Source organism: Xenorhabdus santafensis, assembly GCF_033949405.1.
Taxonomy (GTDB): domain Bacteria; phylum Pseudomonadota; class Gammaproteobacteria; order Enterobacterales; family Enterobacteriaceae; genus Xenorhabdus; species Xenorhabdus santafensis.
This window is the reverse complement of sequence record NZ_VCDN01000060.1, coordinates 1-20,595: the sequence shown is the minus strand read 5'-3', so window position 1 is coordinate 20,595 and position 20,595 is coordinate 1. Positions and strand designations below refer to the sequence as shown.

Genomic DNA, 20,595 nt, shown 5'->3' with positions numbered 1-20,595 from the left:
GGCAATGGCTGAAAATCAATACTACGGCACTGGTCGCCGCAAAAGCTCCTCCGCTCGTGTCTTCATTAAGCCAGGTAGCGGTAACATCGTAATCAACCAACGCAGCCTCGAAGTTTACTTCGGTCGTGAAACTGCGCGCATGGTTGTTCGTCAGCCTCTTGAGCTGGTTGACATGCTGGGCAAACTGGACCTGTACATCACTGTTAAAGGTGGTGGTATCTCTGGTCAGGCAGGCGCAATCCGTCACGGTATTACCCGTGCACTGATGGCTTATGACGAGACTCTGCGTTCTGATCTTCGCAAAGCTGGCTTCGTTACTCGCGATGCTCGTGAAGTTGAACGTAAGAAAGTGGGTCTGCGTAAAGCACGTCGTCGTCCACAGTTCTCCAAACGTTAATTTGTTGCCACTATGGTGGCAGTGGATTAAAGTTAAAAACCCGTCATTTTATGGCGGGTTTTTTATTTCTATCATCGTTGTCCAATCTTAAAAAATACTCTTTTTCTGCTAAAAAAGCCTATTTAATAGCATATTAAATAGACAAATCTTCAGACATCAACATTTCATCATTAATTCTCAATGTACTTCCTCACAAAATGTGCAAAATCTGGTAGACTAGTAATAATTTTTTGCCTTATCCATGAGTTTGCCTGATTTGGTGGAGGCCAATCCATCTTCAATCAACCTTTCGTTACCGTGAACTAAACCCGTAACTGGAATGATGAAGAAGGGATAGTCTCGGATAATAAGTGCGAATCAGGATGAGAATATGAGCGAGAATAGCCGCTGTTCAGAAAGGGCTGTTCGTTTCTTTTTTTAGATAAACTTGGAGGTTTTCATGGCTGTCGCTGCCAACAAACGTTCGGTAATGACTCTGTTTTCCGGCCCGACCGACATTTTTAGCCATCAAGTGCGAATTGTACTGGCGGAAAAAGGGGTCAGCGTTGAGATCGAACACGTTGAAGCAGGTAATTTGCCTCAGGATTTGATTGATTTGAATCCTTACCAATCTGTTCCTACCCTCGTTGATCGTGAACTGACCTTGTATGATTCTCGCATCATTATGGAATATCTGGATGAGCGCTTCCCACATCCACCACTCATGCCTGTGTATCCTGTCGCTCGTGGCTCCAGCCGCCTGATGATGCATAGAATTGAAAAAGACTGGTATTCCCTGATGTATAAAATCCAGGAAGGAAACGCTCAGGAAGCGAATGCCGCACGGAAGCAACTTGCCGAAGAACTGCTGGCTATTGCACCTATTTTCAGAGAAATGCCATTCTTCATGAGTGAAGAATTTAGCTTGGTGGATTGTTATTTGTGTCCTCTGCTGTGGCGTTTGCCTGTATTGGGAGTAGAATTGTCTGGCTCAGCTTCAAAAGATCTGCAAATCTATATGCAGCGTGTATTTGAACGTGACGCATTCTTGGCTTCATTGACAGAAGCAGAACGTGAAATGCGCTTACAGTCCCGGAGTTAATTTATGGAGATGACTCAAATGTCTCCACGTCGCCCTTACTTATTGCGGGCACATTATGAATGGCTGTTGGATAATGACATGACCCCGCATATTGTTGTGGACGTTGGCTTTTATGGAGTGAACGTCCCGCTGGAGTATGCGCAAAATGGGCAAATCATCCTGAATATCTCGCCAAGGGCAGTTGGGAATCTAGAGCTGGCTAACGATGAAGTTCGGTTCAATGCCCGTTTTGGCGGTGTTGCTCGTCAGGTTAATGTTCCAATGGAGGCTGTCATTGCGGTTTATGCCCGTGAAAATGGTGCTGGAATGATGTTTGAGCCAGAACCTGCCTATGAATCCGATATTGAGTCAGAAGAGATGGAGTCACCGACGGCGGATAATCTGGTACAGCTCTACGATAGCAAAGATTCTCATGACAATGACTCTCATAGCAATGATTCGCATGACAATGACTCGCCAGATGATGAACCACCCCAACCACCAAAAGGTCGCCCTACCTTACGTGTTGTGAAGTGATCGTAACGTAGTATAGCGGCGCAAGGTTATATTCCCGATAAATTTCAAATTGCGGCCAATATGCTAAAGGATTTCGAGAGAAATTTTGAATTTTAGTGCCCTGTAAGGGAATGAACTTCTGGATAAACGGCATGTTTATAGCCATATGTTGATAACGATGGCGAACTTACCACCGAAGCAGTGGCACTGATGCAAAATTAGCTCTTGAAATGCGAAGAGCATAAAGCTGTAATTTGAAAGATGAGCGTGGCAATCATTTTCCAAAAATAGAGGAGATTAAAATCTCCTCTATTTTTATCAAATAAATGAGCGTGTTACAGATAGTAGCTGGCTATTTTCTCAAATCCCCATAAACACATCTCAATGTTACCCTTATTGGTTCCGGTATTAGATTTTTCAGCCGTTTGTAGACTATTTATTACCTTCTGAATAAATGATCTCTGTTGCGTTGCTCCATTTATTGTTGAAGGAATAGTGCAGACATCCATAATTGAAAGGGCGCGATTTTTTGCTGTCAGAGTTAATACGTCTTTGGGATTATTTATCAAAGCAATTGATAGAGATTCACGTATTTGTTTTGAAAATTTGGGATGGATATTCGGATATAACTTAGAAGCAATTTGTAGCCATTGATTATCACCTGTTGAAATATTATGGGCAATAACATTACGCTCATGTTCCTCACCTAATTCAGCTACAACAGAATTGGTCCCTCTTTCTTGCAATTGTTGCATAATCTCCTCAGGAGTAGATAACTTGGCAATAGATGGCAAGCTCGCCAAACCGGTGAGAGTAAAGAAGAGGATCTGTAGTAGTAAGCGCATGTTATCTTCCTGTAGTTTCATTTTAATAATCTTTTAAGTTGTTTCTATTAAATCAGTTACCCTGGGAAACTTTCTTCTTGAAAAAAATGAACCTTACTGCTGTATTATGGTATTGCACTATTGTTGTATTGTTGTAATGTGCAGGAGATTAAATTTTAATATTTGACTTTGGGTTACAAGAATAATCGAATAAACCAAAAAAATACAACCAATCTGGTAGTAAGAAGAAAAGAAAAAACTAGAATACTTTCATTTGTAAATTCTTTTCATTTGGGAAAATGATCTCCGGCCAAGTGACCGGAGAAATAGTTTAGGAGATAAATAAAAAGCTAGATATTAGATTTCAAGATAATCCAGAATGCCTGAAGCGGCTTTTCTGCCTTCAGCAATGGCAGTGACGACCAAGTCGGAGCCACGAACTGCATCCCCTCCGGCGAATATTTTTGGATTAGTGGTCTGGAAAGGCAGTTCACTGGATTCAGGGGCAACAATACGTCCTTTCTGATCGAGATCTACCTGATGTTCATTCAACCAGTTCATAGTATGGGGCTGGAAACCAAACGCCATGAGCACGGCGTCAGCTTCTATCAAAAACTCCGAATTCTCAATAAGCTGGGCTTGGCGGCGGCCTTTTTCATCCTTGGCACCCATTTGGGTTTTCACAACCTTGACGCCACAAACATGCCCTGTGCTGTTAACCTCAATACTGATTGGCTGGAGATTAAAACGGAACTCTACGCCCTCTTCTCTGGCATTGACGACTTCACGGCGGGAGCCGGGCATATTCTCTTCATCACGCCGATAGGCGCAGATTACATGGGTGGCTCCTTGACGAACCGCAGTTCGAACACAATCCATCGCGGTATCACCCCCGCCCAGCACTAACACTCGCTTGCCTTTCATATCGATATAAGGCTGCTCCGGCAGGGAAGGATATCCCATCAACTGGCGAGTATTTGCGATTAAAAACGGCAAAGCGTCATAAACGCCGCTTGCATCTTCGTTTTCCAGCCCGGCATGGATGGATTGATATGTGCCTACGCCAAGAAATACGGCATCAAACTCTTTTGTGAGTTCAGCCAACGTGACATCTTTGCCTATCTCGGTATTCAAGCGAAATTCAATACCCATTCCAGAAAACATTTCACGCCGTTGGATCATCACCTCCTTTTCCAGTTTGAAAGAGGGGATCCCAAATGTCAGTAAACCACCAATTTCAGGATGGCGATCATACACAACGGCCTGAACTCCGTTACGGGCCAGAACATCCGCGCAGGCTAACCCTGCCGGGCCGGCACCAATCACAGCCACACGTTTGCCGGTCGGGATGACATGCGACATATCGGGTTTCCAGCCCATAGCAATGGCGGTATCGTTAATGTAACGTTCAATGTTGCCGATAGTCACGGCACCGAAGTCATCATTCAGCGTACACACACCTTCACATAAACGGTCTTGTGGGCAGACTCGCCCGCAAACCTCCGGCAGGCTGTTTGTTTGGTGTGACAACTCTGCCGCTTCAATGATGCGCCCCTCATTGGCGAGTTTCAGCCAATTTGGAATATAGTTATGAACGGGGCATTTCCATTCACAGTATGGATTGCCGCAAGCAATGCAGCGATCAGCCTGCGCTTGCGCCTGAATTTCTGAGAACGGTTCATAAATTTCCACAAATTCTATTTTGCGGAGTTTCAACGATTTTTTAGGTGGATCGACACGCTGTAAGTCGATAAATTGATAAACATTCTGGCTCATTATTGACTCCTTACTGTGTCTGACCCTATTGGGCCTGAACCCGCAATTCAGCAGAAGAACGGCAACGGTGTCCCAACAACGCGCTGACGTCACTGGATTTAGGCTTAACCAACGCAAATTTATTGACCCATTGTGACCAGTTCTCCAAGATGTTTTCTCCATGCTGGGAACCCGTCAGTTGGACGTGTTCGGTGATTAGCCCACGGAGATGCTCTTTATGGATAGCGAGTATATCTATCGAAAGAACCTCCACCAGTTCGGCATTGACGCGTTTACGGAAATCATCAAACTCATCGAGTACATAGGCAAAGCCTCCTGTCATACCGGCCCCGAAGTTGACCCCTGTATCACCGAGAACACAGACTATCCCGCCAGTCATATACTCACAGCCATTATCTCCAATTCCCTCGACAACGGAGATGGCACCTGAGTTGCGTACTGCGAAGCGTTCGCCAGCCCGTCCGGCTGCGAACAGTTTTCCGCCGGTGGCACCGTACAAGCAAGTATTGCCGATGATAGTGGCTTCATTGCTTTTGAAAGCTGAACCAACAGGGGGGCGGATAGAGATGCGGCCTCCGGCCATGCCTTTGCCGACATAGTCATTGGCATCGCCGGTTAAGGTCAATTCAACGCCCCCCGCATTCCAGACGCCAAAACTTTGCCCGGCTGTTCCAGCGAAATGCAGTTTGATCGGATCGGCAGCCAAACCTTGATCGCCGTGGCGTGTTGCAATTTCTCCCGAAAGAGCAGCACCGACGGAGCGATCGGTATTTTGAATATCAAAATAAAAAGTTTTGCTCTGCTTATTTTCTACATAAGGCAGGGCTTGGGTAACAATGGCTTGATTCAGATCACCTTTATCAAAGGGAGGATTCCCCTCTGTGCAGTGCAGGGCTTTACCTGCATGTGGCCCAGCCGTTTCCAGCAATGGCTCAAGATTGAGCTTGTTTTGCTTGGCCGAAATACCCTCAAGGACTTCCAACAAATCTGTCCGCCCGATCAAATCAGTAAGCTGCCTGACTCCCAGTTGTGCCATGAGTTCACGCGTTTCCTGCGCAATGAAACGGAAGTAATTGATCACTCTTTCGGGTAGCCCGTGATAATGGGATTGACGCAATTTTTCATCTTGCGTTGCAACGCCGGTCGCACAGTTGTTTAAGTGACAAATCCGCAGATATTTACAGCCAAGGGCAACCATCGGGCCAGTGCCGAAACCAAAACTTTCTGCCCCTAAAATAGCGGCCTTGATGATATCCACGCCGGTTTTCAAACCACCGTCAACCTGAAGCCGAATTTTATGGCGCAGCCCATTGGCTACCAGCGCTTGCTGGGTTTCCACCAATCCCAATTCCCACGGACAACCCGCATATTTTACGGAGGAAAGGGGACTTGCGCCGGTTCCTCCGTCATAGCCTGCAATGGTAATTAAATCAGCATACGCTTTGGCAACACCCGTGGCGATAGTGCCGACGCCCGGCTCTGAAACCAATTTGACTGAAATCAGTGCCTTTGGATTAACTTGTTTGAGATCGAAAATCAGCTGTGCCAAATCTTCGATAGAATAAATATCATGATGCGGTGGTGGCGAAATCAGTGTGACTCCCGGTACGGAGTAACGCAATCTGGCGATATAAGGAGTGACCTTATCTCCCGGCAATTGTCCCCCTTCACCCGGTTTTGCGCCTTGAGCCACTTTTATCTGGATCACATCGGCACTCGTCAGATACGCAGGAGTGACACCAAATCGGCCGGATGCCACTTGTTTTATGCGAGAAACTTTCTTCGTACCGTAGCGAACAGGATCTTCACCACCTTCTCCGGAGTTGGAAAACCCGCCCAAAGTATTCATTGCTTCTGCCAGCGCTTCGTGGGCTTCGGGACTCAGCGCGCCAATGGACATGGCGGCGGTATCAAAACGTTTAAACAAGGCTTCCGCAGGCTCAACCTCGTCAATAGAAATTGGCTCACCTTGGGGAGATATCGCCAGCAGATCCCGCAGGGTGGTGACCGGGCGCTCGTTTACCAACGCAGAGTATTTTTGGTAATCACTGTAGTCACCGCTGTAAACCGCTGCTTGCAGTGCATTCACGACATCAGGGTTATAGGCGTGATACTCGCCATTGTGAACATATTTCAGCAGCCCGCCCTGATCGATGGAATGGCGATGCAGCCATGCCCGTTTGGAAAGGTTCATCAGCTCTTGTTCAAAATCGCTGAAATCAGCCCCTTCAATACGGCTGACGACACCATTGAAGCAGATATCTGTCACTTCTGAATTTAAGCCGACAGCTTCAAACAGCTTCGAGCAGCGGTAGGACGAAATTGTAGAAATGCCCATTTTGGACATAACCTTATATAGCCCTTTATGGATGCCGTTACGGTAATTCAGCATAACGCGGGCATAAGGCGCATTGATTGTGCCGTTATCGACCATTTTCCCCAGCGACTCATAGGCCAGATAGGGGTAAACCGCTGTTGCGCCAAAGCCCAGCAATACAGCAAAATGGTGTGGATCACGCGCACTGGCTGTTTCTACAATCAAATTGGCATCACAGCGTAAATTCTTCTCAACCAAACAATGTTGAATGGCACCGACGGCCATTGGTGCGGGGATCGGTAATTTTTCCGGTGAAATATTGCGATCAGATAGCACCAGCATTACCGCGCCATTGCGGACAAGTTCCTCAGCTTTCTGACATAAGGTTAATACAGCATTCTTGAGCGTGGTTTCTTGTGGATCAAAAATCAAATCCAGCGTATCTGCGCGATAGTAGGACTCTGCCTGTGTCGTTAACTGCACGAAATCAGAATAAAGTAAAACAGGGGATTCGAAACTCAATCGGTGAGCTTGCCCTTCCGCTTCACAAAAAACATTCATCTCCCGCCCAATACGGGTTGAGAGCGACATAACATGGGCTTCCCGCAGTGGATCGATGGGCGGATTAGTCACTTGGGCAAATTGTTGGCGGAAATAGTCATAGATGATGCGCGGGCGGCTGGAAAGAACCGCAAACGGTGTATCATCCCCCATTGAACCTGTGGCTTCCTGTGCGTTTTCGCCCAATGTCCGAATAACTTGATCCAATTCCTCATTACTGTAGGCGAATTGTTTGTGGTAGGTTGCCAACAGTTTGTCATCCAAACTTCGTTGCCCGACCTGATCTTCCGGCAATGCTTCAAATGGCGTTAAACGCTTAACATTTTTCTCCAGCCATTCTTTATAAGGATGGCGGCTTTTCAAATCATTGTCAGTTTCTGCGGAGTGAAGGATGCGGCCTTCGTAGGTATCAATGACCATCAATTCGCCCGGCGCGATGCGGCCTTTCTCCACAACTTCATCGGGTTGGTAATCCCAGATACCGACTTCAGAAGCACAGGTAATCAGCTTATCTGTGGTAATCACATAACGAGCAGGCCGCAGGCCATTGCGATCCAAGTTACAAGCTGCATAGCGCCCATCAGAAATAACAATGCCGGCTGGCCCATCCCACGGCTCCATATGCATGGAATTGAAATCGAAGAATGCACGCAGGTCATCATCCATATCTGGGTTGTTTTGCCATGCGGGTGGAACCAGCAAACGCATTGCCCGAATGAGATCCATGCCGCCATTGAGGAACAGCTCCAGCATATTGTCCAATGAACTGGAATCAGAGCCAGTTTCATTCACAAAGGGGGCTGCGGTTTGCAAATCTGGGATCAGCGGGGTGCGGAACTTATAGGCCCTGGCCTTGGCCCATTCACGGTTCCCCGTAATTGTGTTGATTTCCCCGTTGTGGGCCAAATAACGGAAAGGTTGTGCCAGTGGCCAGCGCGGAACCGTATTGGTGGAAAAACGCTGGTGGAATAAACAGATGGACGATTCCATCCGCAAGTCTGCTAAATCTGGGTAGAAACGGGGTAAATCAGCCGCCATGCACAGCCCTTTGTAGACAGTGACCAGATTGGACAGGCTGCAAATATAGAAATCGCTGTCGTTAATGCGTTTTTCTATGCGGCGTCGGGCGACGAACAGGCGACGTTCCAGATCTTGCGTCCGCCACCCGGCTGGTGCATTGATAAAAATCTGCTCAATCCGGGGAAGGCTGGAAAGGGCAATATCGCCCAAAATATCTTGGTTAATGGGAACTTCCCGCCAGCCGACAATAGATAGCGTTTCGTTTTGTAATTCTTGTTCAATGATGTCACGGCATGATTGAGCGATTTGGGCATCCTGACTTAAAAACAGCATGCCGACAGCATAGTTTTTGGCGAGTCGCCATGACTGCTCGTTGGCAATCATCTGAAAAAAACGATCCGGCTTTTGCAACAATAAGCCGCATCCATCACCGGTTTTGCCATCCGCCAGAATTGCGCCCCGGTGCTGCATCCGAGACAGCGCATGTATGGCTGTGCGTACTACTTTGTGACTTGCCTCACCTTCAATATGTGCAATTAATCCAAAGCCACAGTTATCTTTTTCCTGTAATTTGTCATACAACATTGTAATGCTCCCCAAGTTCTGTCCGACCCTCACATCACTCGCGAGTTGATATAGATATATTAATTATTTCTACAGGCGTCTGAATTGCGCCCTCAGTCAAACACCACTTGTTTTTTTGCAAGGTTAATTTGCAACAACAAGCGGTAAATCAAAATGATGTTGTGTTTCATAGTGTGTTACTGCATGAAATTATGCGTCACTGCATAAATATGAGTTGGCTGATTATCCAACAAGTTATTTTCAGTGAATTCTCAACTTATCGAGAAAAATAGAATAGGTCAAATAGCGAAAAATCGTGTTTTTCTTGATGTTTTTGTTTTTATCTAACTGAATTAGATGAGTAAATTATGGAATATCGTGTTTTGTGAGCCAGATCATATGCATCAAATGATGTGATTCATATCACTAAAATACTCTGATTATTTGTTTTGTCCATGCTGTTAAGTGCAAATTTATTGGTTTTTTATTCTTAATAATTCGATTAACTTGGTGTTATATCGTGTATTTTGTGTTCGATAAGAATAAATAATTGAACACTTTTCATCATTAAAAAATAAATTGGCGGTAGATTGAATATTAATTTGGTTTTAATGACTTTTTATTCTTTAGTAAATGAGGGTGATATTCCTCAACGAAGTTGAGTTTTTTTTACGTTATGATTCAATCAAGTGGCTTTATTGCGAATCGTTTGACTGGGAGTGGTTATGAAGTTTATTCGAGGGCTTGCCCAATATTATGTAGATTTAATGATGAAGCTAGGGCTGGTGCGCTTTTCTATATTGCTCGCATCTGCTCTGGTTATTCTGGCGATGACTATGCAAATGGCAGTCACATTTGTATTGCATGGTGAAGTACAGCGCATTGACTTAATTCGCTCGATCTTTTTTGGTTTGTTGATCACTCCTTGGGCCGTTTACTTTCTCTCTATCGTGGTGGAACAGCTTGAGGAATCTCGCCAGCGTTTATCCAGCTTGGTCGCAAAACTGGAAGAAATGCGTCATCGCGATGCGGAACTGAACCTGCAACTCAAAGAAAATATTGACCAATTAAATCAGGAGATCAGTGATAGGGAAAAAGTAGAAAAAGCCCATCTAGTCTTGCTGGATAAACTTAAACTGGAAATGGAGCATCGTGAAAAAACCCAGATTGAACTTGAACAGCAATCAATTCTCCTGCGGTCATTTTTAGATGCTTCTCCGGATCTGGTTTATTACCGCAATGAAGATAACGAGTTTTCCGGTTGCAACCGGGCGATGGAACTACTGACTGGCAAAAGCGAAAAAAATCTCATTGGCCTGACTCCAAGGGACGTTTATGACAAAGAGATAGCCAGTAAGGTGATGGAAACTGACGAAAAAGTTTTTCGACACAATGTTTCCCTGACTTACGAACAGTGGTTGGTGTATCCAGACGGCCGCAAGGCCTGTTTTGAACTTAGGAAAGTCCCTTTTTATGATCGCGTAGGAAAACGGCACGGGTTAATGGGGTTCGGGCGCGATATAACAGAGCGTAAGCGTTATCAGGATGCGCTGGAGAATGCCAGTAGGGATAAGACCACTTTTATCTCTACGATTAGCCATGAGCTTCGTACGCCTTTAAATGGCATTGTGGGTTTAAGCCGGATCCTGATGGACAGCGATGTTACACCAGAGCAGTGCAATTATTTGAAAACCATCCATGTCAGCGCCATTACTTTGGGTAATATTTTCAATGATATCATTGAGTTAGATAAAATTGAGCGGCGCAAGGTTCAACTTTATAACCAACCAGTTGATTTTACTGGCTTTATGTCAGACTTGGAAAATGTTTCAGGGTTACTGGCACAGCCTAAAGGCATCAAATTCGTACTGGAGCCAAAACAACCATTGCCTGCCAAGGTGCTGACAGATGGAACGCGTTTGCGGCAGATCTTGTGGAACCTGATTAGTAATGCCGTGAAATTCACAACCAAAGGGGAAATTCGGGTTCGTATCTGGCGTGAAGAAGGGGATTACCTGTTCTTCGAGGTCACCGATTCCGGTATCGGGATCCCTTCCGATGAGTTGGAAAAAATCTTTGCCATGTACTATCAAGTCACGGACAGTGCTGGCGGACGTCCTGCAACCGGCACCGGCATTGGGCTTGCTGTATCTAAACGCCTTGCACAGAGCATGGGTGGAGATATCGTCGTTACCAGTTCTCTGGGCAAAGGTTCTTGCTTTACGTTGTCAGTTATCGCCCCTGCCATTGATGAACAGCCCGCAGGGGAGGAAGAACCGGATAGTTTGCCATTGCCGGCCCTCAACATCCTGCTGGTAGAAGATATCGAACTGAATGTCATTGTTGCCCGCTCTGTTTTGGAAAAACTGGGGAACAGTGTTGATGTTGCCATGAATGGCCATGATGCTCTGACAATGTTTGATCCTGATGAATATGACTTAGTATTGCTGGACATCCAACTGCCGGATATGACGGGGCTTGATGTTGCCCGTGAGTTGCACCAGCGTTACTCCTCTCAATCCCTGCCTCCGCTGATAGCTCTGACGGCAAACGTGTTAAAGGATAAAAAAGAATATCTTGAAGCGGGAATGGACGATGTACTCAATAAACCTCTATCAGTTAAAGAATTGACTGCCATGATGGAGAAATATTGGGGTAAGGCATCATCTGATTCTGATGCTGAAAGCGTGCTACAAGAAGGGGCTGATATTGTGAAGAAGAATGAAGAATTACTCGATATAGAAATGCTCAACCAATACATCGAATTGGTCGGGCCAACAATGATTACCGATAATCTGATGATTTTCGAGACAATGATGCCTAATTATCTGGCTTTGTTGGATTCAAATATGACTGCCAGAGATCAGAAAGGCATTGTGGAAGAAGCTCATAAAATTAAGGGCGCGGCAGGCTCTGTCGGTTTGCGTCATTTGCAGCAGTTGGCTCAGCAGATCCAATCCCCTGATTTGCCTGCGTGGTGGGACAACGTTCAGGAATGGGTGGATGAGCTAAAGTTGGAATGGAAGAAAGATATAGAAATATTGAGAAATTGGTTGTTGGACGTGACAAAAAAATAACCCCAACCGAAGTTGGGGTGCGCGAATACTGCGCCAACACCAGGGAAACTTGTTTACCCGCTTATCTAATATTTGTTTTCGGTGCGAGTAGCTAAAGAATTCTTCTGCACAGAGCACGGATACCAACATAGCAAAGATAAGATTTTTTGTTACAAGATTCATTAAAATCTGTGATGAAGATTGGTGTTTAACCCTCTAAGGGGTTAAGCATTAATCTACTACAAATGGAGAGAAATATGAAATCTGTTGCCGTTATATTGAGTGGTTGCGGAGTGTACGATGGAAGTGAAATTCATGAATCAGTCCTGACTATGCTCTCTTTAAGCCGTCTTGGTGCTGAAGTGTCTTTTTTTTCACCTGATGGTGCACAACATCATGTAATTAATCACCTTAATGGGGAAGAGAAAAAAGAAAACAGGAACATAATGGAGGAATCTTCCCGTATAACACGTGGAAATATCCAGCCTTTATCTAAAGTTGATATCAATACACTGGATGCGTTAATTGTTCCCGGCGGATTTGGGGCTGCCAAAAACTTAAGTAATTTCGCTTTTAAAGGGTCAAATTGTGAAATAAATAAAGATTTTTTAAGTGTGGTGCAAGGGATGCATCGTTTAGGCAAGCCAATGGGATTTATGTGCATTTCTCCGGTTATGATACCCAAAATATTAGATAAACCGATTAAAGTCACTATAGGCAATGATCTTGAAACTGCTGCCGAGATAGTGAAAATGGGGGGGATACACGTAGATTGTCCTGTTGATGACATTGTTGTTGATTTTGAAAACAAAATTGTCACCACGCCAGCTTATATGCTCGCAGAATCTTTGTCTCAGGCAGAGAAAGGGATTGATAAGCTGGTTCAGAAAATATTGGAAATGATTGAGTAATTGGATGAGAAATCCTTTTTCAGTATTATGGCGCTGGTTCAAAAGAATTGTTTTGTCGATCACAGTTCTGTGGTTTGTTGCTGTAATTGCCTTTTCATTTCTGCCGGTGCCGTTTTCCATGGTGATGATAGAGCGACAAATGAGCGCCTTAATGTCAATTAATTTATCTTATGTTTCTCGTTCCTCATGGATAGATCAGAACCAAATTTCACCTTATATGGCATTAGCCGTCATTGCCGCTGAGGATCAAAAATTCCCCAATCATTGGGGATTCGATTTTAATGCTATCGAAACTGCTATAGCGTATAACAAAAAAAATCAGAAGCGGATAAGGGGGGCGTCGACCATTTCCCAGCAAGTGACCAAAAATTTATTTTTGTGGGAAGGGCGTAGCTGGGTAAGAAAAGGACTGGAAGCGGGGATGACCTTTGTCGTGGAATTACTGTGGTCAAAACAACGCATTCTCACGGTCTACCTTAATATCGCGGAATTTGGCAATGGCATCTTTGGGGTCGAAGAAGCGGCCCGACATTATTTTGGCAAACCAGCAAGCAGGCTGACGGCCTCCGAAGCCGCCTTGCTCGCTGCTGTATTGCCAAACCCTCACCAATATAAAGTGAATGCGCCTTCTGCTTATGTACTGCAACGCCAGAAATGGATTTTACGGCAGATGCAGTTAATGGGAGGCGTTAATTACCTAAAGCGAAATGAGTTGGGATAGAGGGTACATGATTGGTGCAGGAACACGTTTTTTTGAAGTTATTATGCCTGAGGAGACGCGTTCCTCAGGCATTCACATTCGCGTTTTATCGCTTTTTCAGCAGAGGGTTTCAGTTCAGGTAAGTAAATGCGGTGGTTACACGCTTGACGCCACTGGTTTCGCTGGCAATTTTTGCTGCTGCGGAACCTTCTTCAGTGGTCACTATACCTAACAAAAAGACCTCACCATTTTCAGTCACTACTTTAATGTTGGATGTTTTAACAGCATCACTGGCCAAAATTTTGGAGAGAACTTTGGTTGTCAGCCAGGTATCAACAGAAGCGGTACTCAATGATATCGGTTCCCCCTGACGGATTTCGTTATACACGACGTTAGTCCCGTCAACCTTTGACGCTATCTGTTCGGCTTTATTTGCCAATGCCATATTGGGGCTTTGCCCGGTCAAGAGAACTTTGCCTTGATATACAGTGGCTACTACACGGGCTTGTGCCTTAATTTGCGGATCTTTGCTGATGGCAGTGCTGACACGAGCGTCTAAAGTTGTGTCGTCAACTTGTTGCCCGATTGTGCGCGGATCTGAACCTGCTTTTGTCGCAATCGCGGCAGAGCCGATAACGGCAGCACCAATACATCCTTGTAGCAACATCGTACTAAGGCATAACAATAATAGAGAAAATAACCGCATTATTTGGATCCTTACTCATCCTGATGGGGAAATAACGTATTGTCGATTAAGTCGCACAGGCAGTTGATTGTCAACATATGAACTTCTTGAATCCTGACGCTATGATGTGAGGGAATGCGGATCTCAACATCCTGAGGCCCCAATAACCCTGCCACTTCACCACCGTCAAAACCCGTCAGCGCGACAATTGTCATATCACGTGTGACAGCCGCTTCTACCGCTTTGATAATATCCCTACTGTTGCCATGTGTAGAAATAGCAAGCAAAACGTCTCCGGCATGGCCCAACGCCCTGACCTGCTTGGCGTAGACTTCATCGGGTTGTCTACTGTTGGCGATAGCCGTTATCACCACATTATCAGTATTCAGGGACAGGGCTGGCAGACTTGGGCGCTCCGTTTCGAAATGATTTATCATGCTGGCAGCAAAACGTTGTGAGGTAGCAGCGGAACCGCCATTACCACAGCAAAGAATTTTATTGCCGTTCAGCAATGATTGAACCATCAACATTGCGGCGCGTGATATAGCGTCGGGCAATGCTTCTGCTGCTGCAATCTGAGTTTGAATACTTTCTGTAAAGCAGACTTTAATTCTATCCAGCACGTTATGACCTATTTATCTTGAAATCCATTGAGTAGAGAGCAAATTGAGAACTGATTAAAAGAAGCTCTCGTTCAGAGTAAAAGCATTTTTTAGCCACTCAAATTCTTTATCTGTTATCGCACAGATATCAAAGCGGCAGGGTGTGGTGTCCAGCGATTCATTGCGCTGGGACAGCCAAACCGCTGCGGTATGCAATAGCTTGTTGCGCTTGCTTTGGGTAATTGTAGCAATGGCATCACCATATTGTGCGCTGCGGCGGAAACGGACTTCGACAAAAACCCACGTGTGTTTATCACGCATTATCAAATCAATTTCCCCACCGCGAATTTTTACATTTTCTGCGACAAAAATAAGCCCTTGTTTTTGCAGAAAATGCTTGGCCTTAAGTTCGTAATGGCGCCCCAATGCATAGCGATTACTTTTACCAAGCTTTGCCTTATCACTCTTTTTATATTGCATTACCCTTATTGTACTGTATTACTGTAATCAGCATTATTCATATCGTCTGAATGAGTTAAGCCGTCGGTGCTTTCTGCATTTCCCCCATCATTTGTGCCTGCATTCACATCAACTGAGCGATTTTCCAGCACAATACGGCCGTTATTGAACTCCATCCAAGGTAATTGGCGCAAAACGGTGCAATTGCCCGTAACAGAAAGCTCCCCTGATTCTCCATTCAAACGAAAACCCGTGTCTTGCTGCATTTGTGTAAAGTGATTGGATAATGACCATGCATCAATGCCCATTGCATAGAGACGCATCAGGGAGTAATCATTGGCAAATTTTTTGGCAGCTTGTTGCATCAGTGGCACATTTACCCCGGTTAACAGAGGAATGTCACTGAATTGAATCCCATCCATTTCAAGGCGGAAATCTGGGCCTGTACCTGATTTATTGCTGCGTGAATTGGTATAGAGAGCAGGTTTTTTACGAGAGCTGATTGCCATATCGATCATTGGCTTGATAATTGTCAGCTCGTTTGCCGTCGCAACAATGTAAACAGCATCTACCGAGCCGTTGGCGGTATTTTGGGCAATAACGGCAGCACCTGTATCAGGCTGATCTGACACCGCAGCATTAACAGGAATTGGTGTGCCGGACAAACGGATGCCGATGCCTCGATTCATGGATTGCCGCATTTCTGCCGGGGTTGCAAAAGTTTGCTGCAATACTGTTCTTCCACCCAGCTTCTGCCACTCCCCGGCAAAGGCTTTGGCGACCCGTGTACCTAAGTCAGTACGAGGGATCAATACCAGCGGATTATGTTTTTGTTGTTGCCAGATGTGTCTGGCCGCGTTTTTTGCCTCATCTTCTGGAGACAGTGCAAAATAGCAAACATTGGGCCGGGATTGTGGTGCATCCAACTCGTTGAGCGCCAAAATATTCAGCGGAGTATCAACCTGTGCCAACTGTTCCACATTCGGTTTCAGTAAGGGCCCAACGACCAGCGTCACACCATCTTGTTCAGCCTGGGCCAGCAAATTGGTAAGGGGCTGGCTGTTTGTGTCATACACTTTTACTGTCTGAATATTGGCAGGAGCCTCTGTAGCCGCAGAATCATTTGCAATACCTGTATTCTCTGACCCCAGATTTTCTGGTTCTGAGCTACTGGTATCTGTAGTCTTGGGTTGAGCAATATCATTGGCTTGATCATCACTTGTTGCCGGATTTGCAGACTCGTCATTTGCAGTGGTGACATTTACAGGAGATACTGGTTTTGGTAACCCTTTTTGTGCATCAAGAAAACCTTGGCGGATAGCTTCACCAAATACCTTGGCTTGGCCGCTTAACGGCAGGAATAACCCAATCGTGTTTAAGCCATCTTTGGGTTGTTGTTCCATTTGTTGCAGTGCGCTCGGCAATTGACGGGCTGCCGGGTTATTGGCGTAACGAATCTGCCAATCATGGATGGCTGAGCGCAGCTTATTGGGATCTTGATTGTTGGTCTGGTAGGTATTGAGCAAATCAAGCCAACCCTGCAACGTATACTCATTGGCATTGATAACCAATTCACTGAGTTGCTGTGGAGAAAGATGTGTCAGCTGCTGCCAGGTATCATCGATATTTTTCTGGCGTTCGGCTTCATCTGTTACTCGGTTCCCCGTGAGATAAGTTTCCAAAGCTATATAAGCGCGGATAACATCCAGCGATGGTTGGTTATGGGCGGCGTCAATAATGGCTTGGTAGCGGTTAATCTCTGCGCTGATGTTATCTTCAGGCTGAGAAGTTGGTTGCCCTTGCTGTGTGAGCATGGTACTACACCCTGCAATAACCATAGTCGACAGCAGAGCTGTATAGACTAAACCAGTTTTGAAACGCACAAAAATTGAGGGAAGCATACTGTATCCAGTGATGTTTTTTTCAAAGATGCTCAATTTTAAATCGGTCATTCGGATGAAACAATGAATCAAACCAATCGAGCAGTGGTTACGACATCCACGCTGTATGTTGTGCCAACCCCAATTGGAAACCTGGGGGATATTACTCAGCGTGCTCTTGAAGTTCTTAAACATGTCGATCTGATTGCCGCCGAAGATACGCGACATACTGGCCTGTTGCTTCAACATTTTGCCATTAATGCGCGCATGTTCGCACTTCATGATCATAATGAACAGCAGAAAGCAGATCAATTGATTGCGAAATTAGAACAAGGAATGAGCATCGCCTTGGTTTCTGATGCCGGCACTCCTTTGATCAATGATCCGGGCTATCACCTTGTACGTCGTTGTCGTGAAGCCGGGATCCGTGTTGTTCCGCTGCCTGGCCCTTGTGCAGCAATTACTGCGCTATCTGCCGCTGGATTGCCTTCCGATCGTTTTTGCTACGAAGGTTTTTTGCCTGCAAAAAGCAAGGGGAGGCAGGATGCCCTGCGTGAGTTAGCACAAGAACCGAGGACACTTATTTTTTACGAATCGACACATCGTTTGCTGGACAGTTTAGAAGATATTGTCGAAGTCTGGGGGGCGGATCGTTATGTTGTGTTGGCGCGTGAACTGACTAAAACGTGGGAATCTATCCAAGGTATGCCGGCAGGAGAGTTGCTGGCGTGGGTCAGAGAAGATGAAACCCGTCGCCGGGGGGAGATGGTGCTGATTGTCGAAGGGTATCGTAAACCGGCGGATGATAGCTTACCACCTGAGGCACTGCGGACATTGGCATTGTTGCAAAAAGAACTGCCATTGAAAAAAGCGGCGGCATTGGCGGCGGAGATACATGGCGTGAAGAAAAATGCGTTGTACCGTTATTCACTTGATCAAAATAATTCGGGCGAGCTGGATTAAAGAAGGAAGCTTAATCAAACCAAGCCTGCAAGTGCGGCAAATTGCAGGGGATGCGTTAAAACTCCTATACATGGGGTAATAAACCCCTTATAATCCGCGCCGGAGTTGACCAGACAGTCGCCGCTTTACCGCTCTTTCGGGGGAAGTAAAGGGGAGGAAAGTCCGGGCTCCACAGGGCAGGGTGCCAGATAACGTCTGGGAGGCGAAAGCCTACGACTAGTGCAACAGAGAGCAAACCGCCGATGGCCCAATGTTGTTTGCAAAAGCAATATTGGGATCAGGTAAGGGTGAAAGGGTGCGGTAAGAGCGCACCGCGCGGCTGGTAACAGTTCGTGGCACGGTAAACTCCACCCGGAGCAAGACCAAATAGGGGTTCTTATGGTACGGCCCGTATCGAACCCGGGTAGGTTGCTTGAGCCAGTGCGCAAGTGCTGGCCTAGATGAATGGCTGTCCAAGACAGAACCCGGCTTATCGGTCAACTTCACAAATTCAGCCCTATAGAGGTTTCTCTATAGGGCTTATTTATTTTCTGCTCTGCGCCCATTTCCATACTAACTTCCATACCAATCAACCAACCATCACAGAAAATGCATCTTGAACAAGTCAAATGCATAGCTGACTGCCACCAAATTGAATAATTTACCTCACTGATTTTTCTCCACAAATGTACTATTGAGGCGTTAACCTCAACTAAACGTATCAATCGATACTATTTAAAACTATTTTTGCACTGACAAAAGTCGCATTTATTATATGAATTAAAGTTTAGTATCAATGCGACTTAGTACTACAGTCGTACACCTCATTGTGGCATGATAGCCCTAACATTTTTTCCTGAAAATACGGGGAGGTGTTCAATGCACTCACCGACCAATGCCTGGGAACAAGAACTGCTCTCACTTCATACTCGCCTAGCCTCCTTGTTTCACCATCCCGGCCCACAACAACGCAGCCTCGCTTATCTCAAAGGACTGCTCAGTGACATTGAACGTAAAAATGGCTGGCAATTGGCGGAATGGATAGGCGAACGCACGCCTGATGGGATTCAACATTTGCTGGAGCGTGCTCACTGGGATGTCGACGCCGCCCGCGATATTCTGCGGGACTATGTGACAGAACATTTGGGCGATGAGCATGGTGTACTTATTGTGGATGAAACGGGCTTTATCAAAAAAGGCACGCATTCTGCCGGGGTTCAACGTCAATACAGTGGTACCGCTGGGCGCATCGAAAACAGCCAGATAGGCGTCTTTCTCTGTTATGCCGGTCAGGGCGGCCATGCCTTTATTGACCGGGCGTTATACCTGCCCAAACCCTGGATGGATGACCGGCCACGCTGCGAAGCCGCGGGTATTCCTGACTCCATCACCTTTGCCACCAAACCGCAACTCGCCCGGCAGATGCTGGAACGCGCATTAGAGGCCGGTGTTCCCTGTCGCTGGGTGACGGCAGATGCCGTTTATGGTCAGGATCGCCGGCTGCGCTGTTGGCTGGAGTCCCGATATCAACCCTTTGTACTGGCGATCCCCAAAAATGAACCGTTGTGGTGGCAAGGGCCAACCTATGTCCGAGCGGACAACATTGTGGACAGCCTGACGCCTTCGCAATGGGAAACACATTCTGTGGGGCGGGGAGCGAAAGGCGAACGTCAGTATGACTGGATTTTGGTGCCACTCTGGCGCTTACAACTCAGTGAGAAAGACCGGAAATATGGCCATTATCTGCTGGTCCGGCGCAGCCGGGATAAAAAACGGGAACGGGCTTACTATGCCGTGTATGCGCGCCGAGAACAGGCTGATCTAACAACCCTGGCTCAGGTGGCAGGCCATCGCTGGGAAATTGAATGTGGCTTTGAAGAAACGAAGGGAGAATGCGGTCTGGATCATTACGAAGTGCGGCAATGGCATAGTTGGTATCGGCACATTACCTTATCACTACTGGCCCACGCGGTTCTGGCGGTTTTGCGGATACAGGAGAAAAAAAACGCCGTTGGGGCTGATAGCCCTTAGTGTGGCGGAATTGCGTAAATTGCTGTCAAAATTGATGGAAAAGGCAGGAGAGACCATCGAACAGGTTTTACATTGGTCATCGTGGCGACGGCGACACCAATACTATGCACAACAATGTCATTATCGGATTCGGAATAACCTGATGATTATAGAGAGATTACGACTGTAGTATTAGAACCTATCCCGAAAGGATTTTATTCCACACAATCAACCCACAACAAAAATACAGCATGCCTTCATAACTACTGATTTTCTTTTCCCAACGAATTAGTCTCCGTCGGTAACGATTCATCC

15 protein-coding genes, 1 other RNA gene and 1 pseudogene are annotated in these 20,595 nt (G+C 46.0%); 9 read left to right on the top strand and 8 right to left on the bottom strand.

The window, feature by feature from the left end:
• The first annotated feature begins 4 nt into the window (after positions 1–4).
• The 3 genes from rpsI (at position 5) to sspB (ending at position 1,994) form a co-directional block, all read left to right on the top strand.
• Entirely contained in the window at positions 5–397 is a 393-nt protein-coding gene (rpsI, locus tag FE392_RS14750; protein ID WP_012990148.1) for a 30S ribosomal protein S9, read from the top strand.
• 439 nt (positions 398–836) lie between these two features.
• Entirely contained in the window at positions 837–1,478 is a 642-nt protein-coding gene (gene sspA / locus FE392_RS14745; RefSeq protein WP_319930980.1) for a stringent starvation protein SspA, read from the top strand.
• A 3-nt stretch (positions 1,479–1,481) separates the two neighbouring features.
• Positions 1,482–1,994 (top strand): ClpXP protease specificity-enhancing factor, encoded by a 513-nt coding sequence (sspB, locus tag FE392_RS14740; protein ID WP_319930979.1) that lies wholly within the window; start codon positions 1,482–1,484, stop codon positions 1,992–1,994.
• Positions 1,995–2,308: 314 nt separating this feature from the next.
• Here the strand turns inward: sspB and FE392_RS14735 are convergent, their stop codons facing one another.
• The 3 genes from FE392_RS14735 to gltB all read right to left on the bottom strand — a co-directional run bounded on the left by FE392_RS14735 (position 2,309) and on the right by gltB (position 9,056).
• Positions 2,309–2,818 (bottom strand): hypothetical protein, encoded by a 510-nt coding sequence (locus FE392_RS14735; protein WP_319930978.1) that lies wholly within the window; start codon positions 2,816–2,818, stop codon positions 2,309–2,311.
• Positions 2,819–3,154: 336 nt separating this feature from the next.
• Positions 3,155–4,573 (bottom strand): glutamate synthase small subunit, encoded by a 1,419-nt coding sequence (locus FE392_RS14730; protein WP_319930977.1) that lies wholly within the window; start codon positions 4,571–4,573, stop codon positions 3,155–3,157.
• Between the two features lie 25 nt (positions 4,574–4,598).
• Positions 4,599–9,056, bottom strand: coding sequence for a glutamate synthase large subunit (gltB, locus tag FE392_RS14725; RefSeq protein ID WP_319930976.1), 4,458 nt, complete (start codon positions 9,054–9,056; stop codon positions 4,599–4,601).
• A 704-nt stretch (positions 9,057–9,760) separates the two neighbouring features.
• Here gltB and arcB point away from each other — a divergent pair.
• The 3 genes from arcB (at position 9,761) to mtgA (ending at position 13,723) form a co-directional block, all read left to right on the top strand.
• Complete coding sequence (arcB, locus tag FE392_RS14720; RefSeq protein ID WP_319930975.1) at positions 9,761–12,112, top strand: aerobic respiration two-component sensor histidine kinase ArcB; 2,352 nt, start codon at positions 9,761–9,763, stop codon at positions 12,110–12,112.
• A 236-nt stretch (positions 12,113–12,348) separates the two neighbouring features.
• Entirely contained in the window at positions 12,349–13,002 is a 654-nt protein-coding gene (gene elbB / locus FE392_RS14715; RefSeq protein WP_319930974.1) for an isoprenoid biosynthesis glyoxalase ElbB, read from the top strand.
• 4 nt (positions 13,003–13,006) lie between these two features.
• The gene (gene mtgA / locus FE392_RS14710; protein WP_319930973.1) at positions 13,007–13,723 is read left to right on the top strand and encodes a monofunctional biosynthetic peptidoglycan transglycosylase; all 717 of its coding nucleotides are present in this window, start codon (positions 13,007–13,009) and stop codon (positions 13,721–13,723) included.
• A gap of 109 nt (positions 13,724–13,832) precedes the next feature.
• Here mtgA and dolP read toward each other — a convergent pair whose 3' ends face one another.
• From dolP to FE392_RS14690, 4 genes are read right to left on the bottom strand one after another with little or no spacing between them, the layout of a single operon-like run.
• Entirely contained in the window at positions 13,833–14,408 is a 576-nt protein-coding gene (dolP, locus tag FE392_RS14705) for a division/outer membrane stress-associated lipid-binding lipoprotein (RefSeq protein ID WP_319930972.1), read from the bottom strand.
• Positions 14,409–14,419: 11 nt separating this feature from the next.
• Complete coding sequence (gene diaA / locus FE392_RS14700) at positions 14,420–15,010, bottom strand: DnaA initiator-associating protein DiaA (RefSeq protein ID WP_319930971.1); 591 nt, start codon at positions 15,008–15,010, stop codon at positions 14,420–14,422.
• A gap of 54 nt (positions 15,011–15,064) precedes the next feature.
• Positions 15,065–15,469, bottom strand: coding sequence for a YraN family protein (locus FE392_RS14695; RefSeq protein WP_319930970.1), 405 nt, complete (start codon positions 15,467–15,469; stop codon positions 15,065–15,067).
• Positions 15,470–15,474: 5 nt separating this feature from the next.
• A complete protein-coding gene (locus tag FE392_RS14690) occupies positions 15,475–17,349 on the bottom strand; it encodes a penicillin-binding protein activator (protein ID WP_319930969.1) in 1,875 nt (624 codons plus the stop codon).
• A gap of 63 nt (positions 17,350–17,412) precedes the next feature.
• Between FE392_RS14690 and rsmI the strand changes: the two genes are divergently transcribed.
• From rsmI to FE392_RS14675, 3 genes are all read left to right on the top strand, one after another.
• The gene (gene rsmI / locus FE392_RS14685) at positions 17,413–18,291 is read left to right on the top strand and encodes a 16S rRNA (cytidine(1402)-2'-O)-methyltransferase (RefSeq protein ID WP_319930968.1); all 879 of its coding nucleotides are present in this window, start codon (positions 17,413–17,415) and stop codon (positions 18,289–18,291) included.
• Between the two features lie 101 nt (positions 18,292–18,392).
• Positions 18,393–18,779: RNase P RNA component class A (rnpB, locus tag FE392_RS14680), an RNA gene on the top strand.
• 370 nt (positions 18,780–19,149) lie between these two features.
• The gene (locus FE392_RS14675) at positions 19,150–20,301 is read left to right on the top strand and encodes an IS701 family transposase (protein WP_319930967.1); all 1,152 of its coding nucleotides are present in this window, start codon (positions 19,150–19,152) and stop codon (positions 20,299–20,301) included.
• Positions 20,302–20,479: 178 nt separating this feature from the next.
• Here the strand turns inward: FE392_RS14675 and FE392_RS14670 are convergent.
• A pseudogene (locus tag FE392_RS14670) lies at positions 20,480–20,595 on the bottom strand (IS5/IS1182 family transposase); the annotation flags it as partial.

What these genes read in the sequence shown, in the direction of transcription:
- sspA (WP_319930980.1), top strand. Translation starts at nt 837, where the DNA reads ATGGCTGTCGCTGCCAACAAACGTTCGGTAATGACTCTGTTTTCCGGC.
- FE392_RS14730 (WP_319930977.1), bottom strand. Translation starts at nt 4,573, where the DNA reads ATGAGCCAGAATGTTTATCAATTTATCGACTTACAGCGTGTCGATCCA.
- sspB (WP_319930979.1), top strand. Translation starts at nt 1,482, where the DNA reads ATGGAGATGACTCAAATGTCTCCACGTCGCCCTTACTTATTGCGGGCA.
- rsmI (WP_319930968.1), top strand. Translation starts at nt 17,413, where the DNA reads ATGAATCAAACCAATCGAGCAGTGGTTACGACATCCACGCTGTATGTT.
- rpsI (WP_012990148.1), top strand. Translation starts at nt 5, where the DNA reads ATGGCTGAAAATCAATACTACGGCACTGGTCGCCGCAAAAGCTCCTCC.
- gltB (WP_319930976.1), bottom strand. Translation starts at nt 9,056, where the DNA reads ATGTTGTATGACAAATTACAGGAAAAAGATAACTGTGGCTTTGGATTA.
- arcB (WP_319930975.1), top strand. Translation starts at nt 9,761, where the DNA reads ATGAAGTTTATTCGAGGGCTTGCCCAATATTATGTAGATTTAATGATG.
- FE392_RS14695 (WP_319930970.1), bottom strand. Translation starts at nt 15,469, where the DNA reads ATGCAATATAAAAAGAGTGATAAGGCAAAGCTTGGTAAAAGTAATCGC.
- mtgA (WP_319930973.1), top strand. Translation starts at nt 13,007, where the DNA reads ATGAGAAATCCTTTTTCAGTATTATGGCGCTGGTTCAAAAGAATTGTT.
- FE392_RS14675 (WP_319930967.1), top strand. Translation starts at nt 19,150, where the DNA reads ATGCACTCACCGACCAATGCCTGGGAACAAGAACTGCTCTCACTTCAT.
- dolP (WP_319930972.1), bottom strand. Translation starts at nt 14,408, where the DNA reads ATGCGGTTATTTTCTCTATTATTGTTATGCCTTAGTACGATGTTGCTA.
- FE392_RS14690 (WP_319930969.1), bottom strand. Translation starts at nt 17,349, where the DNA reads ATGCTTCCCTCAATTTTTGTGCGTTTCAAAACTGGTTTAGTCTATACA.
- elbB (WP_319930974.1), top strand. Translation starts at nt 12,349, where the DNA reads ATGAAATCTGTTGCCGTTATATTGAGTGGTTGCGGAGTGTACGATGGA.
- FE392_RS14735 (WP_319930978.1), bottom strand. Translation starts at nt 2,818, where the DNA reads ATGCGCTTACTACTACAGATCCTCTTCTTTACTCTCACCGGTTTGGCG.